Annotated in this window: 17 protein-coding genes; 2 read left to right on the top strand and 15 right to left on the bottom strand. The window is 56.4% G+C overall.

What is annotated here, in order from left to right; all coding sequences use genetic code 11:
* Positions 1-38 precede the first annotated feature (38 nt).
* Together DD597_RS18745 and DD597_RS18750 are read right to left on the bottom strand one after the other, a co-directional pair.
* Positions 39-746: an N-acetylmannosamine-6-phosphate 2-epimerase gene (locus DD597_RS18745; RefSeq protein WP_045351023.1), complete on the bottom strand. Its 708-nt coding sequence runs from the start codon at positions 744-746 to the stop codon at positions 39-41.
* Positions 746-2,305 carry a PTS transporter subunit EIIC gene (locus tag DD597_RS18750; RefSeq protein WP_032660167.1) on the bottom strand — a complete coding sequence of 520 codons (1,560 nt, stop codon included), beginning with the start codon at positions 2,303-2,305 and terminating at the stop codon, positions 746-748. Before DD597_RS18750 ends, DD597_RS18745 begins: the two co-directional genes overlap by 1 nt.
* A gap of 166 nt (positions 2,306-2,471) precedes the next feature.
* Here DD597_RS18750 and DD597_RS18755 point away from each other — a divergent pair, with 166 nt between their 5' ends.
* Positions 2,472-3,296 carry a MurR/RpiR family transcriptional regulator gene (locus DD597_RS18755; protein ID WP_032610051.1) on the top strand — a complete coding sequence of 275 codons (825 nt, stop codon included), beginning with the start codon at positions 2,472-2,474 and terminating at the stop codon, positions 3,294-3,296.
* Between the two features lie 52 nt (positions 3,297-3,348).
* On the opposite strand, the gene eno is transcribed toward DD597_RS18755, so the two are convergent.
* The 5 genes from eno to rlmD all read right to left on the bottom strand — a co-directional run bounded on the left by eno (position 3,349) and on the right by rlmD (position 11,031).
* Positions 3,349-4,647 carry a phosphopyruvate hydratase gene (gene eno, locus DD597_RS18760; RefSeq protein WP_006811784.1) on the bottom strand — a complete coding sequence of 433 codons (1,299 nt, stop codon included), beginning with the start codon at positions 4,645-4,647 and terminating at the stop codon, positions 3,349-3,351.
* An 82-nt stretch (positions 4,648-4,729) separates the two neighbouring features.
* The gene (gene pyrG / locus DD597_RS18765) at positions 4,730-6,367 is read right to left on the bottom strand and encodes a glutamine hydrolyzing CTP synthase (RefSeq protein ID WP_003862718.1); all 1,638 of its coding nucleotides are present in this window, start codon (positions 6,365-6,367) and stop codon (positions 4,730-4,732) included.
* 223 nt (positions 6,368-6,590) lie between these two features.
* Positions 6,591-7,382: a nucleoside triphosphate pyrophosphohydrolase gene (gene mazG, locus DD597_RS18770; protein ID WP_032660172.1), complete on the bottom strand. Its 792-nt coding sequence runs from the start codon at positions 7,380-7,382 to the stop codon at positions 6,591-6,593.
* A gap of 67 nt (positions 7,383-7,449) precedes the next feature.
* Complete coding sequence (relA, locus tag DD597_RS18775; RefSeq protein WP_003862722.1) at positions 7,450-9,681, bottom strand: GTP diphosphokinase; 2,232 nt, start codon at positions 9,679-9,681, stop codon at positions 7,450-7,452.
* Positions 9,682-9,732: 51 nt separating this feature from the next.
* Complete coding sequence (gene rlmD / locus DD597_RS18780) at positions 9,733-11,031, bottom strand: 23S rRNA (uracil(1939)-C(5))-methyltransferase RlmD (RefSeq protein ID WP_003862724.1); 1,299 nt, start codon at positions 11,029-11,031, stop codon at positions 9,733-9,735.
* 57 nt (positions 11,032-11,088) lie between these two features.
* On the opposite strand from rlmD, the gene barA reads away from it, so the two are divergent.
* On the top strand, positions 11,089-13,848 hold the full coding sequence (barA, locus tag DD597_RS18785; RefSeq protein ID WP_003862726.1) for a two-component sensor histidine kinase BarA: 2,760 nt from the start codon (positions 11,089-11,091) through the stop codon (positions 13,846-13,848).
* 50 nt (positions 13,849-13,898) lie between these two features.
* On the opposite strand, the gene DD597_RS18790 is transcribed toward barA, so the two are convergent.
* From DD597_RS18790 to syd, 8 genes are all read right to left on the bottom strand, one after another.
* Positions 13,899-15,044 carry a glycerate kinase gene (locus DD597_RS18790; protein WP_050871387.1) on the bottom strand — a complete coding sequence of 382 codons (1,146 nt, stop codon included), beginning with the start codon at positions 15,042-15,044 and terminating at the stop codon, positions 13,899-13,901.
* Between the two features lie 77 nt (positions 15,045-15,121).
* The gene (gene gudD / locus DD597_RS18795; RefSeq protein ID WP_032610055.1) at positions 15,122-16,459 is read right to left on the bottom strand and encodes a glucarate dehydratase; all 1,338 of its coding nucleotides are present in this window, start codon (positions 16,457-16,459) and stop codon (positions 15,122-15,124) included.
* Positions 16,460-16,474: 15 nt separating this feature from the next.
* Positions 16,475-17,815: an enolase C-terminal domain-like protein gene (locus DD597_RS18800; protein ID WP_003862733.1), complete on the bottom strand. Its 1,341-nt coding sequence runs from the start codon at positions 17,813-17,815 to the stop codon at positions 16,475-16,477.
* Positions 17,815-19,170: a galactarate/glucarate/glycerate transporter GudP gene (gudP, locus tag DD597_RS18805; protein WP_003862734.1), complete on the bottom strand. Its 1,356-nt coding sequence runs from the start codon at positions 19,168-19,170 to the stop codon at positions 17,815-17,817. Before gudP ends, DD597_RS18800 begins: the two co-directional genes overlap by 1 nt.
* Positions 19,171-19,478: 308 nt before the next feature.
* Positions 19,479-19,928: a flavodoxin gene (locus tag DD597_RS18815; RefSeq protein WP_023295346.1), complete on the bottom strand. Its 450-nt coding sequence runs from the start codon at positions 19,926-19,928 to the stop codon at positions 19,479-19,481.
* A gap of 15 nt (positions 19,929-19,943) precedes the next feature.
* Positions 19,944-20,729, bottom strand: coding sequence for a tRNA pseudouridine(65) synthase TruC (gene truC, locus DD597_RS18820; RefSeq protein WP_045897942.1), 786 nt, complete (start codon positions 20,727-20,729; stop codon positions 19,944-19,946).
* A complete protein-coding gene (locus tag DD597_RS18825; protein WP_003862740.1) occupies positions 20,726-21,055 on the bottom strand; it encodes a YqcC family protein in 330 nt (109 codons plus the stop codon). The genes truC and DD597_RS18825 overlap by 4 nt, the downstream gene beginning before the upstream one ends.
* A gap of 631 nt (positions 21,056-21,686) precedes the next feature.
* The gene (syd, locus tag DD597_RS18830; protein WP_003862744.1) at positions 21,687-22,232 is read right to left on the bottom strand and encodes a SecY-interacting protein; all 546 of its coding nucleotides are present in this window, start codon (positions 22,230-22,232) and stop codon (positions 21,687-21,689) included.
* Between the last annotated feature and the right edge of the window lie 49 nt (positions 22,233-22,281).

The following is a 22,281-nucleotide window of genomic DNA, read 5'->3' on the forward strand; positions in this document are numbered from 1 at the left end:
GGGATAAACGATAAGTATCGCAGATCCCCGTCAGATGATCATGCTCCATCGGTGCTTTGCGCGCCAATTGCCGCCATAAACCGTTCCGTAATTTGCTGCGGTCGGGTGATCGCCCCGCCGACGACAACCGTGTGCGCCCCCAGCGCCAGACACCTGGCCGCGCGATCGGGGGTATTCACGTTACCTTCGGCAATCACGGGGATCGTGACGGCAGACAGCACCTCTTTCAAAAACGCGCAGTCATTTTCCGGTAGCGAATGGCCCGCGGTCTCCGCCGTATAACCGTAAAGGGTGGTTCCGACACAATCAAACCCCAGCGCCTGCGCGGTCACGGCCTCCTGCACGGTGGCAATATCCGCCATCAGCAGCAGCGAAGGGTAACGGGTGCGGATCTGCGCGATCAGCATGTCCAGCGATACGCCACCGGGCCGTTTCCGGGCGGTCGTATCCAGCGCAACGATCTCCGGGGCGACCGCCATCAGCTCATCCACTTCTTTGAGCGTCGCGGTGATGAACACCTCGCTGTCCGGATAGTCTCGTTTGATGATGCCGATGACCGGCAGTGAGACCAGCCCTTTGATAGCCTCGATATCCACCACGCTATTGGCGCGGATCGCAGCGGCACCGCCCTGGGCCGCCGCCAGCGCCATTCGCGACATAATAAACGGGCTGTGCAGCGGTTCGTTTTCCAGCGCCTGGCAGGAGACGACCAGTTTTCCTTTCAGGTTATCCAGTACAGTTTTCATTACGATAAGATCTCTTCTACTTCGTTTTTGATAATGGTGACGTGCGGTCCATAGATGACCTGGACACCGTTGCCGCGGACGATTACGCCGCGGGCGCCGGTCGCTTTCAGTGCAGATTCATTGACTTTGCTACCGTCTTTCACCGTGACGCGAAGGCGCGTGGCGCAGCAGTCAACGTCATCCAGATTGTCTTTTCCTCCCAGCCCGGCGATCACCGCCGCGGCGCGCTCGCTTTGCGGCAGGGTAGCCTCGTCAGCCAACGCCTCCTTTTCACGGCCCGGCGTGGCAAAATCAAAACGTTTGATCAGATAGCGGAAGGTACAGTAGTAAAGGAAGAACCACGGTACGCCCACCAGCGGGACGAACATCCAGTTAGTTTTCGCTTCCCCCTGCAAAATGCCGAACAGCACGAAATCAATAAACCCGCCGGAGAAAGTTTGTCCGATGGTGATGTGCAGAATGTGCGCGAGCATGAACGCCAGCCCGTCAAACAGCGCATGAATGACGTACAGCACCGGGGCAATAAACAGGAATGAGAACTCGACAGGCTCAGTAATGCCGGTCAGGAAAGAAGTTAACGCCGCAGAAAGCAGCAGCCCGGCGACGCGCTTCTTATTCTCCGGCCTGGCCGTGTGGTACATCGCAAGGCAGGCGCCCAGCAGGCCAAACATCATGGTAATAAAGCGCCCGGACATGAAGCGCGACGTGCCCTCATAGAAATGCTGCGTGTTCGGGTCGGCGAGCTGGGCGAAGAAGATCCGCTGCGTGCCCTCAACCAGGTGACCGTTAACGATTTCACTGCCACCAAGCGCGGTGGTCCAGAACGGAAGATAGAAGATGTGGTGCAAACCAAACGGGCCAAGCATGCGCAGGATGAAGCCGTACAGCAAAGTCCCCAGATAGCCGGTGGCATCCACCAGCCCGCCGAGGCCAAAGATCAGCTTCTGAAAATGCGGCCATACCACGGTCATCAGCGCGCCGACGAGTATCGCCGCCAGTGAGCTGATAATGGGAACGAAGCGCGAGCCGCCAAAAAAGCCCAGGAATTGCGGAAGCGCGATTTTATTGAATCGATGATGCAGTGCGCAGGTCACCAGCCCAATAACTACCCCACCAAACACGCCCGTTTCAAGCGTCTGAATACCCAGCGTCATGCCCTGCCCTGCGGCGCCCGGGTTCTCATGCGCCAGTTTTCCGGTCAGGATCAGCAGCGCATTGATAGTGGCATTCATCACCAGATAAGCGAGCAACGCCGCCAGCCCTGCCGTGCCTTTATCATTTTTCGCCAGCCCAACGGCGACCCCAACAGCAAACAGTACCGACAGGTTTGCAAACACAATCGAGCCTGCGCTGCTCATGATGGTAAAGATGGCCTGTAGCCAGCCAACGTCTAAAAATGGATACGCGGTAAGCGTATTCGGATTCGATAGCGCCCCGCCGATCCCCAGCAACAGACCTGCTGCGGGCAGTATGGCGATGGGTAACATAAAGGATTTGCCGAAGCGCTGCGCTTTTTCAAACCATCCGCCGGAAGACGCTCCGCTGAACATTTGCATCATTTTTTTATCCCCCTGGTTGTTGATGAAAATTTTTACCACATATATTTTTAATTGTGAAAATTACCACCAAAAACCAGGACACCGATCATACTTTTTCGAAATGACTGGCATCTCTCCCCCGCTTTCCGCCACACTAGTTGGCAGAGAAACGCATTAAGGATCTAGCATGTCGGACCATGAAAACCTGCTGCTGAAGCTACGCCAGGAGGCTTCCGGGTACAGCCCAACGCAACAAAAACTGGGGGAGTTTGTCCTCAACGATCCTGCCAGGGTGCTCTACCTGACGATCACCGAGCTGGCGCGTGAAAGCGGCACCAGCGAGGCCAGCGTCACACGCCTTTGCCGCACGCTGGGCTGTAAGGGATATAACGAATTTAAAATGGCGCTTGCGCTGGATATTCAGCAGGGTTTGCCGGAGCGTCAGGCAGGAGATGCAATAGATAACGTGGTGGATGAGTCTGTCCAGGCGCTGCAAGATACCGCAAAACTCCTCGACCGGGCCCAGCTTGAACAGGCGACACTGGCCCTGCATCAGGCGCAGTCAGTGCAAATTTACGGAGTGGCGGCCAGCGCGATTCTGGGGGAATATTTGCATTACAAGCTCCTGCGGCTGGGCAAACCCGCGCAGCTGTTTAGCGATATGCATCGCGCGGCCATGAATGCGGCAACGCTGTCTGACGAGACGCTGGTGGTCGCTATCTCAAGTTCGGGATCGACCCGCGATTTACTCCACGTCGTGAAGCTAGCCCGCAAGCGGGGCGTTAAGGTACTGGCGCTCAGCAATACGCCCCGCAGCCCGCTGGCCTCCCTGAGCGATTTACAGCTGGTTGCAGCCAAACCCGAGGGACCGCTGAGCGCGGGTGCGCTCAATGCCAAGGTTGGCGTGATGCTGCTGGTTGAACTGCTAACCACTTCCCTTATTGCAGTAGACAGCCATTACGGTGACGTTAGCCAGCAAACGGCAAGCGCCACGTTGCCGCTTCTGCTATAGAAAACAAAAAACCCGCCGAAGCGGGTTTTTTCGTAAGAACGAAGGTTCAGGCTTATGCCTGGCCTTTGATCTCTTTACGACCGTTGTAAGGTGCTTTTTCGCCCAGCGCTTCTTCGATACGAATCAGCTGGTTGTATTTAGCAACACGGTCAGAACGGCTCATAGAACCGGTTTTGATCTGGCCAGCAGCGGTACCAACAGCCAGGTCAGCGATGGTAGCGTCTTCAGTTTCGCCAGAACGGTGAGAGATAACCGCGGTGTAGCCAGCGTCTTTCGCCATTTTGATCGCAGCCAGCGTTTCGGTCAGAGAACCGATCTGGTTGAATTTGATCAGGATGGAGTTAACGATGCCTTTCTCGATGCCTTCTTTCAGGATCTTGGTGTTGGTTACGAACAGATCGTCACCAACCAGCTGGATTTTGTCGCCCAGTACTTTGGTCTGGTATGCGAAACCATCCCAGTCAGACTCGTCCAGACCGTCTTCGATAGAAACGATTGGGTACTGTTTGGTCAGGTCTTCCAGGAAGTGGGTAAACTCTTCAGAGGTGAACGCTTTGTTGCCTTCGCCAGCCAGAACGTATTTACCGTCTTTGTAGAATTCAGATGCTGCGCAGTCCATCGCCAGGGTGATGTCTTTGCCCAGCTCGTAGCCTGCTGCTTTAACCGCTTCAGCGATAACAGCCAGTGCTTCTGCGTTAGAACCCAGGTTTGGCGCGTAGCCGCCTTCGTCACCAACAGCCGTGTTCATACCTTTAGCTTTCAGAACTTTAGCCAGGTTGTGGAACACTTCAGAACCCATACGTACCGCTTCTTTCAGGGTTTTCGCGCCAACTGGCTGAATCATGAATTCCTGAATATCAACGTTGTTGTCTGCGTGCTCACCACCGTTGATGATGTTCATCATTGGTACAGGCATAGAGTATTTGCCTGGGGTGCCGTTCAGTTCAGCGATGTGCTCGAACAGTGGCATGCCCTTAGCTGCTGCTGCCGCTTTGGCGTTCGCCAGGGAAACCGCCAGGATTGCGTTCGCACCGAAGTTAGATTTGTTTTCAGTACCGTCCAGATCGATCATGATCTTGTCGATGCCAGCCTGATCTTTAGCATCTTTGCCAACGATAGCCTGAGCAATAGGACCGTTAACAGCGCCAACCGCTTTCAGTACGCCTTTGCCCATGAAACGGGATTTGTCGCCATCACGCAGTTCCAGCGCTTCGCGGGAACCTGTAGAAGCACCTGATGGAGCCGCTGCCATACCGACGAAACCACCTTCCAGATGAACTTCAGCTTCAACGGTCGGGTTACCACGGGAGTCGATGATTTCACGACCGATGACTTTAACGATTTTGGACATTAGATTTTCCTCAGTACAAGTTAAACTAAAACTCCAGACAAACAACGCGTACCAAAGGTACGCGTTGCCGTTCTAACTTTTTTTACTTCGCCTGACGCTTCTGGTACTCGCTGGCGGCTTTCACGAAGCCTGCAAACAGCGGATGCCCGTCACGCGGCGTTGAAGTAAATTCCGGGTGGAATTGGCAGGCCACGAACCACGGATGGTTAGGCACTTCGATGATCTCGACTAACTGATCATCCCCGGAACGGCCCGCAACACGCAGACCCGCAGCTTCAATTTGTTTCAACAACATGTTGTTGACTTCATAGCGGTGACGATGGCGCTCGGTGATGACCGGCTCGCCGTACAGCTTGCGTACCACGCTATCGTCGGACAGCTGGCAGGCCTGTGCGCCAAGACGCATGGTGCCACCCAGATCGCTCTTCTCGGTACGGACTTCGACGTTACCGTCTTCGTCGCGCCATTCCGTAATCAGCGCCACAACAGGGTACTTACAGTCTGGCACAAATTCCGTAGAGTTCGCGTTTTCCATTCCCGCTACGTTGCGCGCAAATTCAATCAGCGCAACCTGCATACCCAGGCAGATACCGAGGTATGGAATATTGTTTTCACGCGCATAGCGTGCAGTGGCGATCTTGCCTTCAACACCACGGTAGCCGAAGCCGCCAGGGATGAGAATCGCATCCAGATCTTTGAGAATTTCGACGCCGCGCGTCTCCACATCCTGCGAATCAATCAGCTTGATGTTCACAGAGACGCGATTCTTCAGACCACCGTGTTTCAGCGCTTCGATAACTGACTTATAGGCATCTGGCAGTTCGATGTACTTGCCGACCATACCGATAGTCACTTCGCCGCCCGGATTGGCTTCTTCGTAAATCACCTGCTCCCATTCAGACAGGTTAGCTTCCGGACAGTTCAAGCTGAATCGTTTACAAATATAATCGTCCAGACCCTGTGATTTCAACAGGCCCGGGATTTTATAAATGGAATCGACATCTTTCATTGAAATAACGGCTTTTTCAGGCACGTTACAGAACAATGCAATTTTCGCACGTTCGTTCGCCGGAATCGCGCGATCGGAACGGCAAACCAGGATGTCAGGCTGAATACCGATGGAGAGCAGCTCTTTAACAGAGTGCTGAGTCGGTTTGGTTTTCACTTCACCTGCTGCCGCCATGTAAGGCACCAGCGTCAGGTGCATGAACAGCGCGTGCTCACGACCAATATCTACCGCCAGCTGACGAATCGCTTCGAGGAATGGCAGGGATTCGATATCCCCCACGGTACCGCCGATTTCAACCAGCACAACGTCATGCCCTTCGCCACCGGCAAGGACACGCTCTTTAATGGCGTTAGTGATGTGTGGGATGACCTGCACGGTCGCGCCCAGGTAGTCACCACGGCGCTCTTTACGCAGAACGTCAGAGTAGATACGGCCAGTCGTAAAGTTGTTACGACGGGTCATTTTGGTACGGATGAAACGCTCGTAGTGGCCAAGATCCAGATCGGTTTCAGCGCCGTCTTCAGTAACGAACACTTCCCCGTGTTGGGTTGGGCTCATGGTGCCAGGATCGACGTTGATGTACGGATCCAGTTTCATCATGGTCACATTGAGGCCACGGGCTTCAAGAATGGCTGCGAGGGAGGCTGCGGCAATGCCTTTACCCAGAGAGGATACGACCCCGCCGGTCACAAAAATATAGTTCGTTGTCATGCTGAACCTGAGAAGTTAGGGTGAAACGATGGAATAACCAGGACGGGAAAGTAGTATACCCGAACACGACGAGCGCCACAAACTTTCATTCTCCGTCTCCATTCCAGGCCATGACAAACATAAGGAGTGAGAAAATAGCCCCTTTTGGGTAAATGTTTTTGACGCAAATCAAGCGCTTGTCATTTAAAAAATCACACAAATTGCGCTTGATCGCAAAATCTCGTTAGAGATCATGTTCCTGGCGTTTTACTTCCTGCCAGACTTCTTCCATCGCGTCGAGGTCAATCCCGCTCATTTCCAGGCCGCGCGAGGCCACAATCCGCTCAACTTCGCGAAAGCGTCGTTCGAATTTAATGTTCGCTTTTTGTAGGGCGGTTTCCGCTTTTACACCGAGGTGGCGTGAAAGGTTGACGGTTGCAAACAGCAGATCGCCCATCTCCTCTTCCAGCTTTGCTTCATCCACAACGGCCTGCTGCGCTTCATGCATCACTTCGTCGATCTCTTCGTGTACTTTTTCCAGCACCGGGCCGAGAGAGGTCCAGTCAAACCCTACCGCCGAGCAGCGCTTTTGAATTTTGTGCGCGCGCATCAGCGCGGGAAGGTTCAGGGGAATGTCGTCCAGCGCCGAGTGCTGGGATTTTTCAGCGCGTTCAGCGCTTTTTATCTGCTCCCAGCGCGCCAGCACTTCCGCACTGTTGCCTGCGGAGGCATCACCAAAGATATGCGGATGACGACGCTCCAGCTTGTCGCTGATAGCGGCGCAGATATCGTCAAAGTTAAAGCGCCCCTCTTCCTGCGCCATCTGCGCGTAGAACACCACCTGGAACAGCAGGTCGCCCAGCTCACCGCGCAGATCGTCGAAATCCTCTCGCGAAATGGCGTCCAGCACTTCGTAGGTCTCTTCCAGCGTGTAAGGCGCAATGGTGGTGAAAGTCTGCTCTTTATCCCACGGGCAGCCGTTTTCCGGGTCGCGCAGGCGTTTCATGATGCCGAGCAGGCGGTCGATTTGAGTCATAACAGATTCCATTAAATGCCTGAGCCGGGTGGCGGCGTTGCCTTACCCGGCCTACAGAAGAGGATGTTTAGCCGCCGTGCAGACGACGCGCGTCAATCACATCCGGCACCTGGTTCAGTTTGCCGAGTACGCGGCCCAGCACCTGAAGGTTATAGATTTCGATAGTCATATCGATGGTGGCAAGCTGCTCGCGGGTATCGCTACGGCTGGCAACGCCCAGCACGTTGACCTTCTCGTTGGCGAGAATGGTGGTGATGTCGCGCAGCAGGCCGCTGCGGTCGTTGGCAGTGACGCGCACCACCAGCGAGTAACCCGCCGAGTAGCTCTCCCCCCAGACGGCTTCCACGATACGTTCCGGCGCATGCGATTGCAGCTCTGCAAGCTGGTCGCAGTCGGAGCGGTGAATTGAGATCCCGCGCCCCTGGGTGATAAAGCCGACAATATCGTCTCCCGGGATCGGCTGGCAGCAGCGGGCAATGTGGTGCATGAGGTTACCCACCCCTTCAACCACCACGCGGCCATTGTCCTTGCTGCGCTGCTGCGGAGCGTAGGTTTTCTGCTGGAGCTGTTTCAGCGCCGCCGCATCCTGCTCCGCTGCGCTTGGCTTGTTGAACTGCGCTTGCAGGAAGTTCACCATCTGGTTCAGGCGGATATCGCCGCCACCAATCGCCGCTAACAGTTCGTCGAGCTCGTTGAAGTTGTAGCGTGGCAGCAGGAACTTCTCCGCCTCTTTCAGGCTTATCCCGATATGTTCCAGCTCGTCGTCCAGGATCTGACGACCGGCAAGGATGTTCTTGTCACGATCCTGCTTGCGGAACCAGGCGTGGATTTTAGAGCGCCCACGGCTGGTGGTAACGTAACCGAGGTTCGGATTCAGCCAGTCGCGGCTTGGGTTTGGCTGCTTCTGGGTGATGATTTCAATCTGATCGCCCATCTGGAGCTGGTAGGTAAACGGTACGATACGTCCGCCGATCTTCGCCCCGATGCAACGGTGCCCCACATCGCTGTGGATGTGGTAGGCGAAATCGAGCGGCGTGGAGCCTGCCGGCAAATCAACCACGTCCCCTTTCGGGGTAAAGACGTAGACGCGATCGTCGAAGACCTGACTGCGCACTTCGTCGAGCATTTCGCCGGAGTCGGCCATCTCTTCCTGCCACGCAATCAGCTTACGCAGCCAGGCGATACGGTCCTCGTGACCGGAGCGACCGCCGCCGGAGGTACCCTCTTTGTATTTCCAGTGCGCCGCCACGCCCAGCTCGGCGTCTTCGTGCATCTGTTTGGTACGGATCTGAATTTCCACCGTTTTGCCGCCAGGGCCGAGCACCACGGTATGAATAGACTGGTAGCCGTTTGGTTTCGGGTTCGCGACGTAGTCATCGAACTCATCCGGCAGATGGCGGAAGTGAGTATGCACTATCCCCAGCGCGGCATAGCAGTCCTGGAGACGCTCTGCCACGATACGCACCGCGCGCACGTCAAACAGCTCGTCAAAGGCGAGATGTTTCTTCTGCATTTTGCGCCAGATGCTGTAGATGTGCTTTGGACGCCCGTAGACCTCGGCGCGCACATTCTCCTCTTTCATCGACTGGCGCAGCCCGCTGACAAATTCCTCGATATAGTGCTCGCGGTCAATGCGGCGTTCGTGCAGCAATTTTGCAATGCGTTTGTATTCCGCCGGATGCAGGTAGCGGAAGCAGTAATCTTCCAGCTCCCACTTCAGTTGCCCGATACCGAGACGGTTCGCCAGCGGCGCATAGATATTCGTACACTCTTTAGCGGCCAGGACGCGCTCGTCTTCCGGCGCATCCTTCACTTCACGCAGATGGGCAACCCGTTCGGCCAGCTTGATCACCACGCAGCGGAAATCATCTACCATCGCCAGCAGCATACGACGAACGTTATCCACCTGCTCGGAAGAGACAGAGTCAGTTTGCGCGGCTTTAAGCTGACGAATGGCTGCCATATCACGCACGCCGTGGATGAGCGCCACGACGGACTGGCCGACGCTTTCACGCAGGACGTCTTCCGTCACCACGTCGGCGTCCGCCAGGGGGAACAGCAGTGCGGCCTGTAGCGTTTCGATGTCCATGTTCAGCATGGAGAGAATTTCAACCATCTCCACGCCGCGCCACAACAGCAGTTCAGCGTCCGGATGCCCCTGCGTTGTGCGTAAACAATAGGCCCAGGTTTCGGTTAAGCGTTCACACGACTGCTGGCTGGAAATCCCCAGACTTGCGATCCATTTTTGAGGGTCAAACTCACCAGCTTTATTTAAATGTGCACTTCTTACCGCAACCATCGTCCTCTCCTTTAGGGACAAGGGCCTGTCGAAGTCGACAAGCCAAACTCATTAGATGTGCTCGAACAACACCATCGATTCCAGATGACCAGTGTGCGGGAACATGTCCAGCATTGCCAGACGCCGAATCTGGTAACCCCCGCTCAATAATGCTTCGCTGTCACGGGCAAGCGTCGCCGGGTTACAGGAAACATAGACCACGCGTTCAGGCGCGAGTTTAATTATATGCTGCATCACGCCCGGCGCACCTGCGCGCGCCGGATCGAGCAGGATCTTATCAAAGCCCTGCTTAGCCCACGGTTGCTGAGTGACATCATCCTCAAGATTTTGATGAAAGAATGTCACATTTTGCAAACCGTTCTGTTGGGCGTTCTCCTGGCCTTTCGCCACCAGCGCCTCAACGCCTTCCACTCCGACCACGCTTGCTGCTCTGCGGGCCAGCGGCAGGGTAAAGTTCCCCATGCCGCAGAACAGATCGAGCACCCGGTCAGTGGGCTGTACGTCGAGCCATTCCAGCGCATTCGCCACCATCTGTTGGTTCACGCCGTCGTTGACCTGGATAAAATCCCGCGGGCTGAACGTTAAGCGTAGCCCGTCTGACGCATACCAGGGCGCTTCTCCGCTGACCTGCTCAAGTATCTCGCTTTGCGGCGCGAGGAAAAGCGCAAGCTCATGAGAATGCGAAAAGCGTTCCAGTTTTTCGCGATCCGCCTTTGACAGCGGCGCGGTGTGGCGCAGCACCATCAGCGGGGCACTGTTGGCCAACACCAGTTCGACATGGCCGAGCGAACGCACGCCATCCAGCGATGCAAGACAGTGGTGCACGTCCGGGAGCAATGCCTCAAGATGGGGCACCAAAACAGGGCACTGCGTGACAGAGACGATATCGCTGGAGCCGGCTTTGCGAAACCCCATCTCCAGCCGCTCGGTTTTGGGCTGGTAGCTGAGGCTCAGGCGAGCGCGGCGACGGTAGCCCCAGGGCCGATCGGCAATGATGTCATTCACGTCGTGTCCGACCAGGCGGGCCAGCGCGCTGCTTTTACTTTTTTGCTGTAATTCAGTGCTGGCATGCTGTTGCTGGCAGCCACCGCAGACGCCAAAATGGGGGCAGCGAGGCGTCACGCGCTCCGGGCTATCATTAAGACGGCGCTTGACCTGACCGCGCGCATACTGACGTTTGTCTTCCGTCAGCGTAATATCTGCACGTTCTCCTGGCAGCAAACCTGTGATAAACAGTGTTTTACCCTTGTGACGCGCCACCCCCTGTCCAAAAGGATCGAGGTCAGAGGCTTCAACAGTTATGATCTGACGCGTCGTCACGCGTCGTTTTGCAGAGTAGAATTGCGCCATCGCCGAGATTGTTCTCAAATAAACATAATTAGCCTGATTGTCCCATAACGGAACTCCATGACCAACTACAGCCTGCGCGCGCGCATGATGATTTTGATCCTCGCTCCTACCGTTCTCATCGGTTTGCTGCTGAGCATTTTCTTTGTGGTGCATCGCTATAACGATTTGCAGAGACAGCTTGAAGATGCCGGGGCCAGCATTATCGAACCGCTGGCCGTCTCCAGCGAGTACGGTATGAACCTGCAAAACCGTGAATCCATTGGTCAGTTAATCAGCGTGCTGCACCGCCGTCATTCAGAGATTGTGCGCGCCATTTCCGTTTACGATGAGCATAACCGTCTGTTCGTCACCTCGAATTTCCATCTGGATCCCACGTCGCTGAAAATCCCGGATGGTACCCCCTTCCCGCGTCATCTTACGGTGTTGCGGCGAGGCGATATCATGATCCTGCGCACGCCGATTATCTCCGAAAGCTATTCACCCGATGAATCCGCCCAGTCCGATGCGAAGTCCAGCAATAATATGCTGGGATATGTGGCGCTGGAGCTGGATCTTAAGTCGGTACGGCTCCAGCAGTACAAAGAAATATTCATCTCCGGCGTGATGATGCTGTTCTGCATCGGCATAGCGCTGATCTTCGGCTGGCGACTGATGCGCGACGTCACGGGGCCTATCCGCAACATGGTGAATACCGTTGACCGGATCCGCCGGGGTCAGCTCGACAGCCGCGTGGAAGGCTTTATGCTCGGCGAGCTGGATATGCTGAAAAACGGCATCAACTCAATGGCGATGTCGCTGGCGGCTTATCACGAAGAGATGCAGCACAACGTTGACCAGGCCACCTCTGACCTGCGCGAAACGCTGGAGCAGATGGAGATCCAGAACGTGGAGCTGGATCTGGCGAAAAAACGTGCTCAGGAGGCGGCGCGTATTAAGTCTGAATTCCTGGCGAACATGTCGCACGAGCTGCGCACGCCGCTGAACGGGGTGATTGGCTTTACCCGTCTGACGCTCAAAAGCGAGCTTAACCCAACCCAGCGTGACCATCTGCATACCATTGAACGCTCAGCCAATAACCTGCTGACCATTATTAACGACGTACTGGACTTCTCGAAGCTGGAAGCGGGCAAGCTGATTCTGGAGAGTATTCCCTTCCCGCTGCGCAGCACGCTGGATGACGTGGTCACGCTTCTTGCCCACTCATCGCATGATAAGGGTCTGGAACTGACGCTCAATATTAAAAATGATGTGCCGGATAACGTCATTGGCGACCCGCTGCGCCTGCAACAGGTCATTACCAATCTGGTGGGCAACGCGATTAAGTTCACCGAGAGCGGCAACATCGACATTCTGGTCGAAAAAAGGGCGCTCAGTAATAACAAAGTCCAGATTGAAGTGCAGATCCGGGATACCGGCATTGGTATTCCGGAGCGCGATCAGACGCGTCTGTTCCAGGCTTTCCGCCAGGCCGATGCGAGCATTTCCCGTCGTCACGGCGGAACGGGCCTGGGGCTGGTGATCACCCAAAAGCTGGTGAAAGAGATGGGAGGCGATATCTCCTTCCACAGCCAGCCTAACCGGGGCTCAACCTTCTGGTTCCATATCAACCTTGATCTTAACCCGAACGTGCAGACCGACGGCCCGGTCACCGGGTGCCTGAAGGGGATGCGTCTGGCCTATGTGGAACCGAACGCCGCGGCAGCGCAGTGTACGCTTGATGTATTAAGCAGCACGCCGCTGGAGGTCATCTACAGCCCGACCTTCTCCGCGCTGGCGAACGATCATTACGATATCCTGTTGTTGGGGATTCCGGTGACGTTTACCGGAGAACTGACCATGCAGCAGGAACGCCTGGCGAAGGCGGCCTCAATGACGGACTACCTGCTGCTGGCGCTGCCGTGCCACGCCCAAATCAACGCCGAAGAGCTGAAAAACGACGGAGCGGCGGCGTGTCTGCTGAAACCCCTCACCGCCACACGGCTGTTACCTGCGTTGACGGAATATTGCCGTCTGACGCATCAGTCCCTGCCGCTGGAAAACGACGAACATAAGCTGCCGATGACGGTGATGGCCGTGGACGATAACCCGGCGAATCTGAAGCTGATTGGCGTGCTGCTTGAGGATCAGGTTCAGCATGTTGAGCTGTGTACCAGCGGCGCCGAAGCCGTGGAACAAGCCAAACAGATGCAGTTCGACCTGATCCTGATGGATATTCAGATGCCGGGCATGGATGGCATCCGCGCCTGCGAGTTGATTCGCCAGCTTCCGCACCAGCAGCAGACGCCGGTGATTGCCGTGACGGCGCACGCGATGGCGGGGCAAAAGGAGAAACTGCTGGGTGCGGGCATGAACGATTATCTGGCGAAACCGATCGACGAAGAGAAGCTGCACAGCCTGCTGCTGCGCTACAAGCCGGGGCACATTGGCGGGACATACACCATTACAGCTGAATCGCCGGAGATCAGCGTTAACCAGAATGCCACGTTTGACTGGCAACTGGCGCTGCGCCAGGCGGCAGGCAAACCCGATCTGGCCCGCGATATGCTGCAAATGCTGGTGGACTTCCTGCCTGAGATCCGTAACAAGGTTGAAGAACAGCTGGTGGGTGAAAACCCCGAAGGACTGCTGGAAGCCATTCATAAACTGCATGGCAGCTGCGGCTACAGCGGCGTACCGCGGTTGAAAAATCTCTGCCAGCTGCTTGAACAGCAGCTCCGCGCGGGTACGCCAGAATCCGATCTCGAACCGGAGTTCCTGGAGCTGCTGGACGAGATGGACAACGTGACGCGGGAAGCAATGAAGGTGTTGGGGAGCTAAGACCAAAGCCCGGTGGCGCTTCGCTTACCGGGCCTACAGGAGCACGAACGTTAACGCGACATCCCCTGCCCCATCTTTATCACCGCCGCAATATTCCTTGCGGCCATCTGTACATTCTGTTGCGCATTTTCCAGCGCATCCTCCAGCGAGCAGATGGTGTAAATCACGCTGAATACGGCATCCAGTCCGTGCTCATGCACCACGCCAACATCCGCCGTCAGGCTGCCGGCAATGCCAATAACCGGCTTGTTATAGCGTTTCGCGACTCTCGCCACGCCAACGGGCACTTTTCCGTGGATCGTCTGGCTGTCGATACGCCCTTCGCCCGTGATCACCAGATCGGCGTCCGCGACCTGTTCATCGAGATGCAGGGCATCGGTGACAATCTCAATCCCCTGACGGAGCTGTGCGCTGCAAAATGCATACAGCGCCGCCCCCATTCCGCCGGCCGCACCACCGCCCGCCAGGTTTAAGACGTCAATATCCATATCCCGGGCGATAATTTTTGCGTAATGCGCAAGCGCGTTGTCCAGCGTCCTGACCATCTCCGGCGTCGCCCCTTTCTGCGGACCAAATACCGCAGAAGCACCTGTCTCGCCGATCAGGGGGTTGGTCACATCGCAGGCCACTTCAATTCGACAGGCTGCCAGCCGCTTGTCCAGCCCGCTAAGATCGATATGCGCAAGGCTTGCCAGTTCGCCGCCGCCCGGCCCAACGGGCTGCGCTTTCGCATCCAGCAGTTTTACGCCCAGCGCCTGCACCATGCCTGCGCCACCGTCATTGGTCGCGCTGCCTCCAATGCCAATAATGATATGCTTAACGCCCGCATCCAGCGCATGACGGATCAGTTCCCCGGTTCCCCAGGAGGTGGTGATTAACGGGTTACGCTTTGCAGGAGCAACAAGCTCCAGACCGCTCGCTGCCGCCATCTCGATAAAGGCGCTTTTCCCGTCTCCGGATAACCCGAAAAACCCTTCCACGCGTTCACCCAAAGGCCCGGTAACAGGAACATGGACAAGACGCCCATGCGTGGCTGCCACCATCGCTTCCACCGTCCCTTCACCACCATCGGCAACCGGTAATTTGACATAGTCCGCTGACGGGAAAATTTCGCGAAAACCGACCTCTATCGCTGTCGCCACCTCCAGCGCGCTCAAGCTTTCCTTATACGAGTCCGGAGCGATAACAATTTTCATAAGCCATCCTTACGCATGTTAGTTACGTTAAGCATACACCACGTAAGGGACCACTCATGGGAGCGGTCCCAATGAGCTTATCGTACCATGCACGGACGTTTATTGTCGAATCTCCACTCTGAGATCAGGTATTGCATCGCCAGCGCGTCATCACGCGCGCCCAGGCCGTGTTTCTGGTAAAGCTCATGCGCTTTCATGACCTGGTCCATATCCAGCTCAACGCCCAGCCCCGGCGTAGCAGGAACTTGCACCATGCCGCCTTTGATTTCAAACGGCTGTTTGGTCAGGCGCTGGTTGCCCTCCTGCCAGATCCAGTGGGTGTCGATGGCGGTAATGTTGCCCGGCGCAGCGGCCGCCACGTGGGTGAACATCGCCAGCGAGATGTCGAAGTGGTTGTTGGAGTGGGAGCCCCAGGTCAGGCCGAACTCATGGCACATCTGCGCCACGCGAACCGAGCCCTGCATCGTCCAGAAGTGCGGGTCTGCCAGCGGAATGTCCACCGATTGCAGCGAGAGCGTGTGCCCCATCTGACGCCAGTCGGTCGCGATCATGTTGGTGGCGGTTGGCAGCCCGGTGGCGCGACGGAACTCCGCCATTACTTCACGTCCGGAGAACCCCTGCTCGGCGCCGCACGGATCTTCCGCGTAGGCCAGCACGCCTTTAAGCTGCTTACCGATTTTGATCGCCTCATCAAGCGACCAGGCACCGTTCGGATCCAGCGTGACGCGCGCCTGCGGGAAGCGCTTCGCCAGCGCGGCGATCGCCTCTGCTTCTTCTTCACCCGCCAGTACGCCGCCTTTCAGCTTGAAGTCATTAAAGCCATATTTTTCATACGCGGCTTCCGCCAGGCGCACCACCGCGTCCGGGGTCATCGCTTCATCGTGACGCACACGATACCAGTCGCATTTTTCGTCCGGCTGGCTCTGGTACGGCAGCGGGGTGAGTTTGCGGTTGCCGATAAAGAACAGGTAGCCGAGCATTTCCACTTCGCTGCGCTGTTGGCCGTCGCCCAGCAGGGAGGCGACATTGACGCCCAGATGCTGGCCCAGCAGATCCAGCATCGCGGCTTCAATGCCCGTGACCACATGGATAGTGGTGCGCAGATCAAACGTTTGCAGACCACGGCCACCCGCATCACGATCGGCAAAGGTCGTGCGCACGCGAGTCAGCACATTTTTGTACTCGCCCAGCGTTTTACCCACCACCAGCGGAATGGCGTCCTCCAGCGTTTTACGGATCTTCTCCCCGCCCGGGATTTCACCGACACCGGTATGCCCTGAGTTGTCCTTGATCACCACAATATTACGGGTGAAGAACGGCGCATGGGCGCCGCTCAGGTTCATCAGCATGCTGTCATGTCCCGCGACAGGAATGATCTGCATGGAGGTAACTACAGGGGTAGAAAATGTGCTCATCGTTCGATCCTTTTATCAGTGACGTCCAAATACAGGGCGCTTACGGTCAAATGTCCAGCCGGGGATAAGGTACTGCATCGGGCCTGCGTCGTTGCGCGCGCCGCCCGGCAGTTTTTTATACGCTTCATGCGCCTTGTGGATCTGATCCCAGTCAAGCTCCACGCCCAGCCCCGGCGCATCCGGTACGGCAATTGTGCCGTTTTTGATTTCAAGTGGATTTTTGGTCAGGCGCGCTTCGCCTTCCTGCCAGATCCAGTGCGTATCGATGGCGGTCGGGTTGCCCGGCGCCGCCGCGCCAACGTGGGTAAACATCGCCAGCGAAATGTCGAAATGATTATTGGAGTGGCAGCCCCAGGTGAGGCCCCAGTCATCGCACAGCTGCGCCACGCGCACCGCGCCGGAAAGGGTCCAGAAGTGCGGGTCCGCAAGCGGTATGTCCACCGCATTCAGCATCACCGCATGGCCCATTTCGCGCCAGTTGGTGGCGATCATGTTGGTCGCAACCGGCAGCCCGGTAGCGCGGCGGAATTCGGCCATCACCTCGCGGCCAGAAAAGCCCTGCTCGGCACCGCACGGATCTTCCGCGTAGGTCAGCACGTCGCCCAGCCCTTTGCACAGCGCGATAGCTTCATCCAGCAGCCAGGCGCCGTTCGGATCGACGGTGATGCGTGCCTCCGGGAAGCGTTTTTTCAACGCGCGCACGCTGTCAATCTCCTGCTCGCCCGGCAGAACGCCGCCTTTCAGCTTGAAGTCTTTAAAGCCGTAGCGATCCTGCGCCGCCTCTGCCAGGCGTACCACCGCCTCGCCAGAGAGCGCCTCCTGATGACGCAGGTGATACCACTCGTGGCTACCCGGCGAGCGTTCCAGATACGGCAGATCGGTTTTAGTCCGGTCGCCAACGTAGAACAGATAGCCCAGCACCGTTACCGCATCACGCTGTTTGCCTGGCCCCAGCAGTTCGCAGACCGGCACGTTCAGCGCCTTGCCCAGTAAATCGAGGAGAGCCGCCTCCAGCGCCGCCACCGCGTTAACGCGCAGTTCAAACGTCCAGGCACCTTTGCCGAAGGTATCAAAATCCGCCGACTGGTTGCCCTTATGCACCCGCTGAACCACCTTGTTGAGACGGGCGACCTCCTGCCCAACCACCTGCGGGATGGCGTCGACCAGCGTCTGGTAAATCACCTCTCCGCCAGGCGCTTCCCCGACGCCGGTGTTCCCTGCGCTGTCGGTCAGCACCACAATGTTGCGGGTGAACCAGGCGTTATGCGCGCCACCAATGTTGAGCAGCATGCTGTCCTGCCCCGCCACCGGGATGACCTTCATCTCCGTCACGATCGGGCTTGATTGCGTTGTCATCATCCGCGCTCCCCAACAGGTTTCAGTTCGATTCGTTTGATGTCACCCACCAGCACCAGGTAACTGAGTACCGCCACCAGCGCATGGACGCCTACATAAATCAGCGCACCATTGAAGGAGCCGGTGGTGCCGACGATGTAACCGATAGCGATTGGGGTGACAATGCCGGAAATGTTGCCAAACATGTTGAACAGACCGCCGCTCAGGCCGCTGATCTCTTTCGGCGCGGTATCTGCCATCACCGCCCAGCCCAGTGCGCCAATGCCTTTACCGAAGAAGGCCATCGCCATAAAGCCGATAATCATCCACTCCGCGCTGACGTAGTTACAGAACACCATGGTCATGGAGAGCAGCATGCCGAGCACGATTGGCGTTTTACGCGCAATATTCAGCGAACCGGTACGACGCATCAACCAGTCGGAGATGACCCCGCCAAGCACCCCACCCACGAAGCCGCAGATGGCCGGCACGGAGGCGACAAACCCCGCCTTCAGAATCGACATGCCGCGCGCCTGCACCAGGTAAACCGGGAACCAGGTGATGAAGAAGTAGGTTAAGGCGTTAATGCAATACTGGCCGAGATAGATACCGATCATCATTCGTGAGCCGACGAGCTGTTTGATCTGCCCCCATTTCTGGCTGAACGGGACCTTAGCTTTCTGGGTTTTCTGATCCATGTTGATCAGCGCCCCGCCTTCAGCAATGTAGTCCAGCTCTTTCTTGTTCACGCCCGGATGCTGGTTTGGTTCGTGGATCACTTTCAGCCAGATGAAGCTGATGACGATCCCCAGCCCGCCCATGAAGAAGAAGACGTGTGACCAGCCCACCTCATGCGTCAGCCAGCCCATGATTGGCGCGAAAATAACCGTCGCAAAGTATTGCGCCGAGTTAAAGATCGCTACCGCCGTTCCCCTCTCCTGCGCCGGGAACCAGGCGGCCACAATACGGCTGTTGCCAGGGAACGATGGCGCTTCCGCTAAGCCCACCAGGAAGCGGAGGGTAAAGAGCGCAATGATAATGCCGAAGCCGCTAAAGATATCCACGAAGCCCTGTAACAGGGTAAACATCGACCAGATGAAAATGGACCAGAAATAGACCCGTTTTGAGCCAAAGCGGTCCAGCAGCCAGCCGCCAGGGATTTGGCCGATTACGTAGGCCCATGAAAATGCGGAGAAAACATACCCCATACCCACCGGATCAAGTCCGATGTCCTTTGCCATCTCAGAGCCGGCAATGGATAACGTGGCACGGTCGCCGTAGTTGAAAGAGGTGACGATAAACAGCATCACCACTATCCAGTAGCGGGCGTTGGTGCGCTTCTCAGCGCTGCTCGCCGCGTGGCTTAATGTACTCATTGTTGCACTCCTGAAACATAGCTTTCGCCTGGTTCATTCTGTACAGCACCTGTAGGGTAATCAGAATGAGAGATTTGTGTTTGGTTTTGGTACGGCCAGAAGCCGTTTTATAGTGACGGGAAAAGTATATGAAGGAGTGATCGGTTCTCTCACCGTGCAGGAACACAACATTGACGGGCGTGGGGAACGTGGTTTGGGGCATAAGCCCAAAGTGGTGGAAGATACTTCACGGAATTGAGGATAGGGTGCGGCTTCGTTGCCGGGTGGCGGCTTCGCCTTACCCGGCCTGGCGTTCGTTTAGTACAGGGTTAGTTCAGGAGCGTGGCCCAGTGTTCAACCCAGGGATTTGACTCGCTTTCTGGCTCAGGGTGTTCACCTGCATCAATCAGCAACATCTCTCCGACGCGCTGAGCGCTCTGTTCCTGCAACAGCGCGTCGAACTGCTTACCGCCGCCGCAGAAATTGGCGTAAGAGCTATCGCCGAGGGCAATGATGCCATAGTGAACATCTGGCTGATAGCCAAGCTGGTCTTTAATGCCCTGGAAAAGCGGGACGATGCTGTCCGGTAGATCGCCCTGCCCGGTGGTGGAGGTCACCACCAGGATGTATTTATCTTTATACTTTTCCCAGTCCGCCAGCTCCGGATCTTCATAGACCGTTGCTTTATGGCCCTGGTTTACGAGGATTGCTTCCGCTTCCTCCGCCACCAGCAGCGAGTTGCCGTACATTGTCCCGACAAAAATGCCTACTTCAGCCATGCTTTGCTCCCGTAATTATTGCGCTTGCTGTTCATCCTGAACGTTGCCTGCGGCAAACTCAACCCTTTCATTTTCGGGGAGTTGTCCCAGCCAGCCAAACTGTGACAGCGCCTGCATCCAGACCTCGTCCAGCCCCGCGCGAATAGTCAGCGGTTCGCCGGTAAACGGGTGCGTCAGGCGTAGCTCGCTGGCGTGCAGCATCAGCCGGTTACAGCCAAAGTGCTCGGCCGCGCTGCGGTTCTGGCGCAGATCGCCGTGCTTGCTGTCGCCAATAATGGGGTGGCGCAGATGTGCAAGGTGACGGCGAAGCTGGTGCTTGCGCCCGGTTTTGGGCAAAAGCTCCACCAGACTATATCGCGTGGTCGGAAATTTGCTGGTCGCCACCGGCAGTTCTGTGGTCGCCATACCACGATAGTCGGTCACCGCTGGCTGCGGGCCTTTATCTTCGCGGGCAAATTTATCGGCGATTTTATCCAGTTCCTCCACCAGGGGATAATCAAGCGTGGCGGAATCCATCAGCCAGCCACGCACGATGGCGTGGTAGCGTTTCTGGATCTGGTGCCGTTCAAACTGCTGCGCCAGCAGGCGCCCGGCCTCACTGGAAAGCCCCATCAGCAGAACACCAGAGGTTGGCCGATCGAGACGATGGGCAGTAAAAACGTGCTGACCGATTTGATCGCGCACGGTTTGCATGACCACCACTTTCTCATCGCGATCGAGCCAGCTACGGTGCACCAGCCAGCCGGACGGTTTATTCACCGCCACTAACCACTCATCCTGATAAAGGATCTCAAGCGTCATGCATCGTCACCGGCGAAAAGCGCATCCAGCTTCTCCAGCTCCACCAGCATCATGGCACGCGCCGGGTGGGTCGCTTCCAGCGCCATTTCGTAATAGGGAGAGACGGCAAAAGACGCGGGCAACGCGTGGCCACCTTCCAGCAGCGCGTGCATACGCGGAATTAAGACCCACTGGAGCCACTCGAACGGGTCCAGCGTATCCAGACAAAACGGTTGGGTGCTGGCGAACGCGTCTGGCTGCGGCGCGTTATCCTGCCACAGCTGATGCTGGCGCATAAGGGCTTCGATGGCGTGCAACTGCGCACGAACGCTGTCATGATGCGACATATATACCTCAACTGAAAAACGGAATGGCGCGAAGCATAGCATTGCGGAAGACAGAAATAAAAAAGGGAGCACTGTAAAAACAGTGCTCCCGGTTCGTTTCGCAGCATTCCAGCTACAATACGTGCTCCCTGCTCATCCGTGACAACTTTTCCTGATGCCCGAAGGCCTGGTCATCCCTTTACCTTTTGCTTCCTGCTCACATCGTCCTGATGTGTAGGTTTCATCCTGAAACGTCCTGGCCATCCTGACCCACCGACCATCCTGACCGGCTCTCGTTCTCCTTCCTGGAGGTGTCCCTTACGCATCCTGCGTGATCCACTTTGCTTCATCCTGAAGCCTTCCTGCGGCGTCATCCTGACGTATCCCTGGTAAGAAACGCCATCATCCTGATGTTCGTTTCTCGTGTCGGCATCCTGTCGACACAGATAGAATCCGCTATTCTGCTTCGTCTTACAACCCACCTTGTGAGCAATGTAAGCCAGGCGAAACGGGGGATTTCCTTTCAGAAAACCACTAACTTATTGAAAGAGCAGTTAATATTAATCTGAAATTCCTAAGACAATGCTAATTGTTTCGGCGATATCTCACAGCGCGTGTAAGAGATCTCTCACACGCCCAGTAGCATCATGGATTACAGAAGAGGCTCAATTCGGGTAAGGAAATCCGCAAGTGAAGGCGCGAGAACGTCGCGATTGCGGGTGCCGAGCGTCTCTTTAATGACCTCGCCAGACAGGTTGCAGACAGAAATGACGTCCAGTTCACTGTCGAGCGTCGCAATAAAGAGAGTCGGAGAGAGCTTAAGGCGTTTTTGCGTGACCAGGTGACCAATGAGGTTTTCCTGAACGCGTTGCAGATCGTCTTCGCTCCAGGTTTGCAGCAGCGTCAGCGGCTGTCCTGCAAAACATGCAGTCATATCCCCGGCAAACTGCGTGGTATAAAATGCATGAAGCGCAGGTTGTATCACAAGGTCCATCGCGCGTTCAACCGCATTTACATTCTGCTCGCCCATGAACGGTTTCGGTTGCCAGATAACGTAATCATCCTGCGAAGCGATAATGCACGGTGACGGCACGCCATATAAGTCAGTACTTTGCGGCCACGTCCCCCGCTTTTCATGCCAGGCATCGCAATAGCGGGTCGTGAAGGACGTCAGGGCATTTGCAGTTTCGATATCCACCGATTTCTCTCTTCTTGTAAGACAGGATAAACTCAGCCCATAAGTGTAC

Origin of the sequence: Enterobacter cloacae complex sp. 677-3DZ2D5B (assembly GCF_004136695.1) — a bacterium.
In the GTDB taxonomy this organism is placed as follows: Bacteria; Pseudomonadota; Gammaproteobacteria; order Enterobacterales; family Enterobacteriaceae; genus Enterobacter; species Enterobacter hormaechei_C.

Excerpts from the sequence above, each read along its gene's own strand:
- DD597_RS18755 (WP_032610051.1), top strand. The coding sequence starts at position 2,472 with ATGTCGGACCATGAAAACCTGCTGCTGAAGCTACGCCAGGAGGCTTCC.
- DD597_RS18815 (WP_023295346.1), bottom strand. The coding sequence starts at position 19,928 with ATGGCTGAAGTAGGCATTTTTGTCGGGACAATGTACGGCAACTCGCTG.
- DD597_RS18745 (WP_045351023.1), bottom strand. The coding sequence starts at position 746 with ATGAAAACTGTACTGGATAACCTGAAAGGAAAACTGGTCGTCTCCTGC.
- gudD (WP_032610055.1), bottom strand. The coding sequence starts at position 16,459 with ATGAGCACATTTTCTACCCCTGTAGTTACCTCCATGCAGATCATTCCT.
- DD597_RS18800 (WP_003862733.1), bottom strand. The coding sequence starts at position 17,815 with ATGACAACGCAATCAAGCCCGATCGTGACGGAGATGAAGGTCATCCCG.
- pyrG (WP_003862718.1), bottom strand. The coding sequence starts at position 6,367 with ATGACAACGAACTATATTTTTGTGACCGGCGGGGTCGTATCCTCTCTG.
- truC (WP_045897942.1), bottom strand. The coding sequence starts at position 20,729 with ATGACGCTTGAGATCCTTTATCAGGATGAGTGGTTAGTGGCGGTGAAT.
- relA (WP_003862722.1), bottom strand. The coding sequence starts at position 9,681 with ATGGTTGCGGTAAGAAGTGCACATTTAAATAAAGCTGGTGAGTTTGAC.
- DD597_RS18750 (WP_032660167.1), bottom strand. The coding sequence starts at position 2,305 with ATGATGCAAATGTTCAGCGGAGCGTCTTCCGGCGGATGGTTTGAAAAA.
- mazG (WP_032660172.1), bottom strand. The coding sequence starts at position 7,382 with ATGACTCAAATCGACCGCCTGCTCGGCATCATGAAACGCCTGCGCGAC.
- DD597_RS18790 (WP_050871387.1), bottom strand. The coding sequence starts at position 15,044 with ATGAAAATTGTTATCGCTCCGGACTCGTATAAGGAAAGCTTGAGCGCG.
- gudP (WP_003862734.1), bottom strand. The coding sequence starts at position 19,170 with ATGAGTACATTAAGCCACGCGGCGAGCAGCGCTGAGAAGCGCACCAAC.
- eno (WP_006811784.1), bottom strand. The coding sequence starts at position 4,647 with ATGTCCAAAATCGTTAAAGTCATCGGTCGTGAAATCATCGACTCCCGT.
- DD597_RS18825 (WP_003862740.1), bottom strand. The coding sequence starts at position 21,055 with ATGTCGCATCATGACAGCGTTCGTGCGCAGTTGCACGCCATCGAAGCC.
- barA (WP_003862726.1), top strand. The coding sequence starts at position 11,089 with ATGACCAACTACAGCCTGCGCGCGCGCATGATGATTTTGATCCTCGCT.
- rlmD (WP_003862724.1), bottom strand. The coding sequence starts at position 11,031 with ATGGCGCAATTCTACTCTGCAAAACGACGCGTGACGACGCGTCAGATC.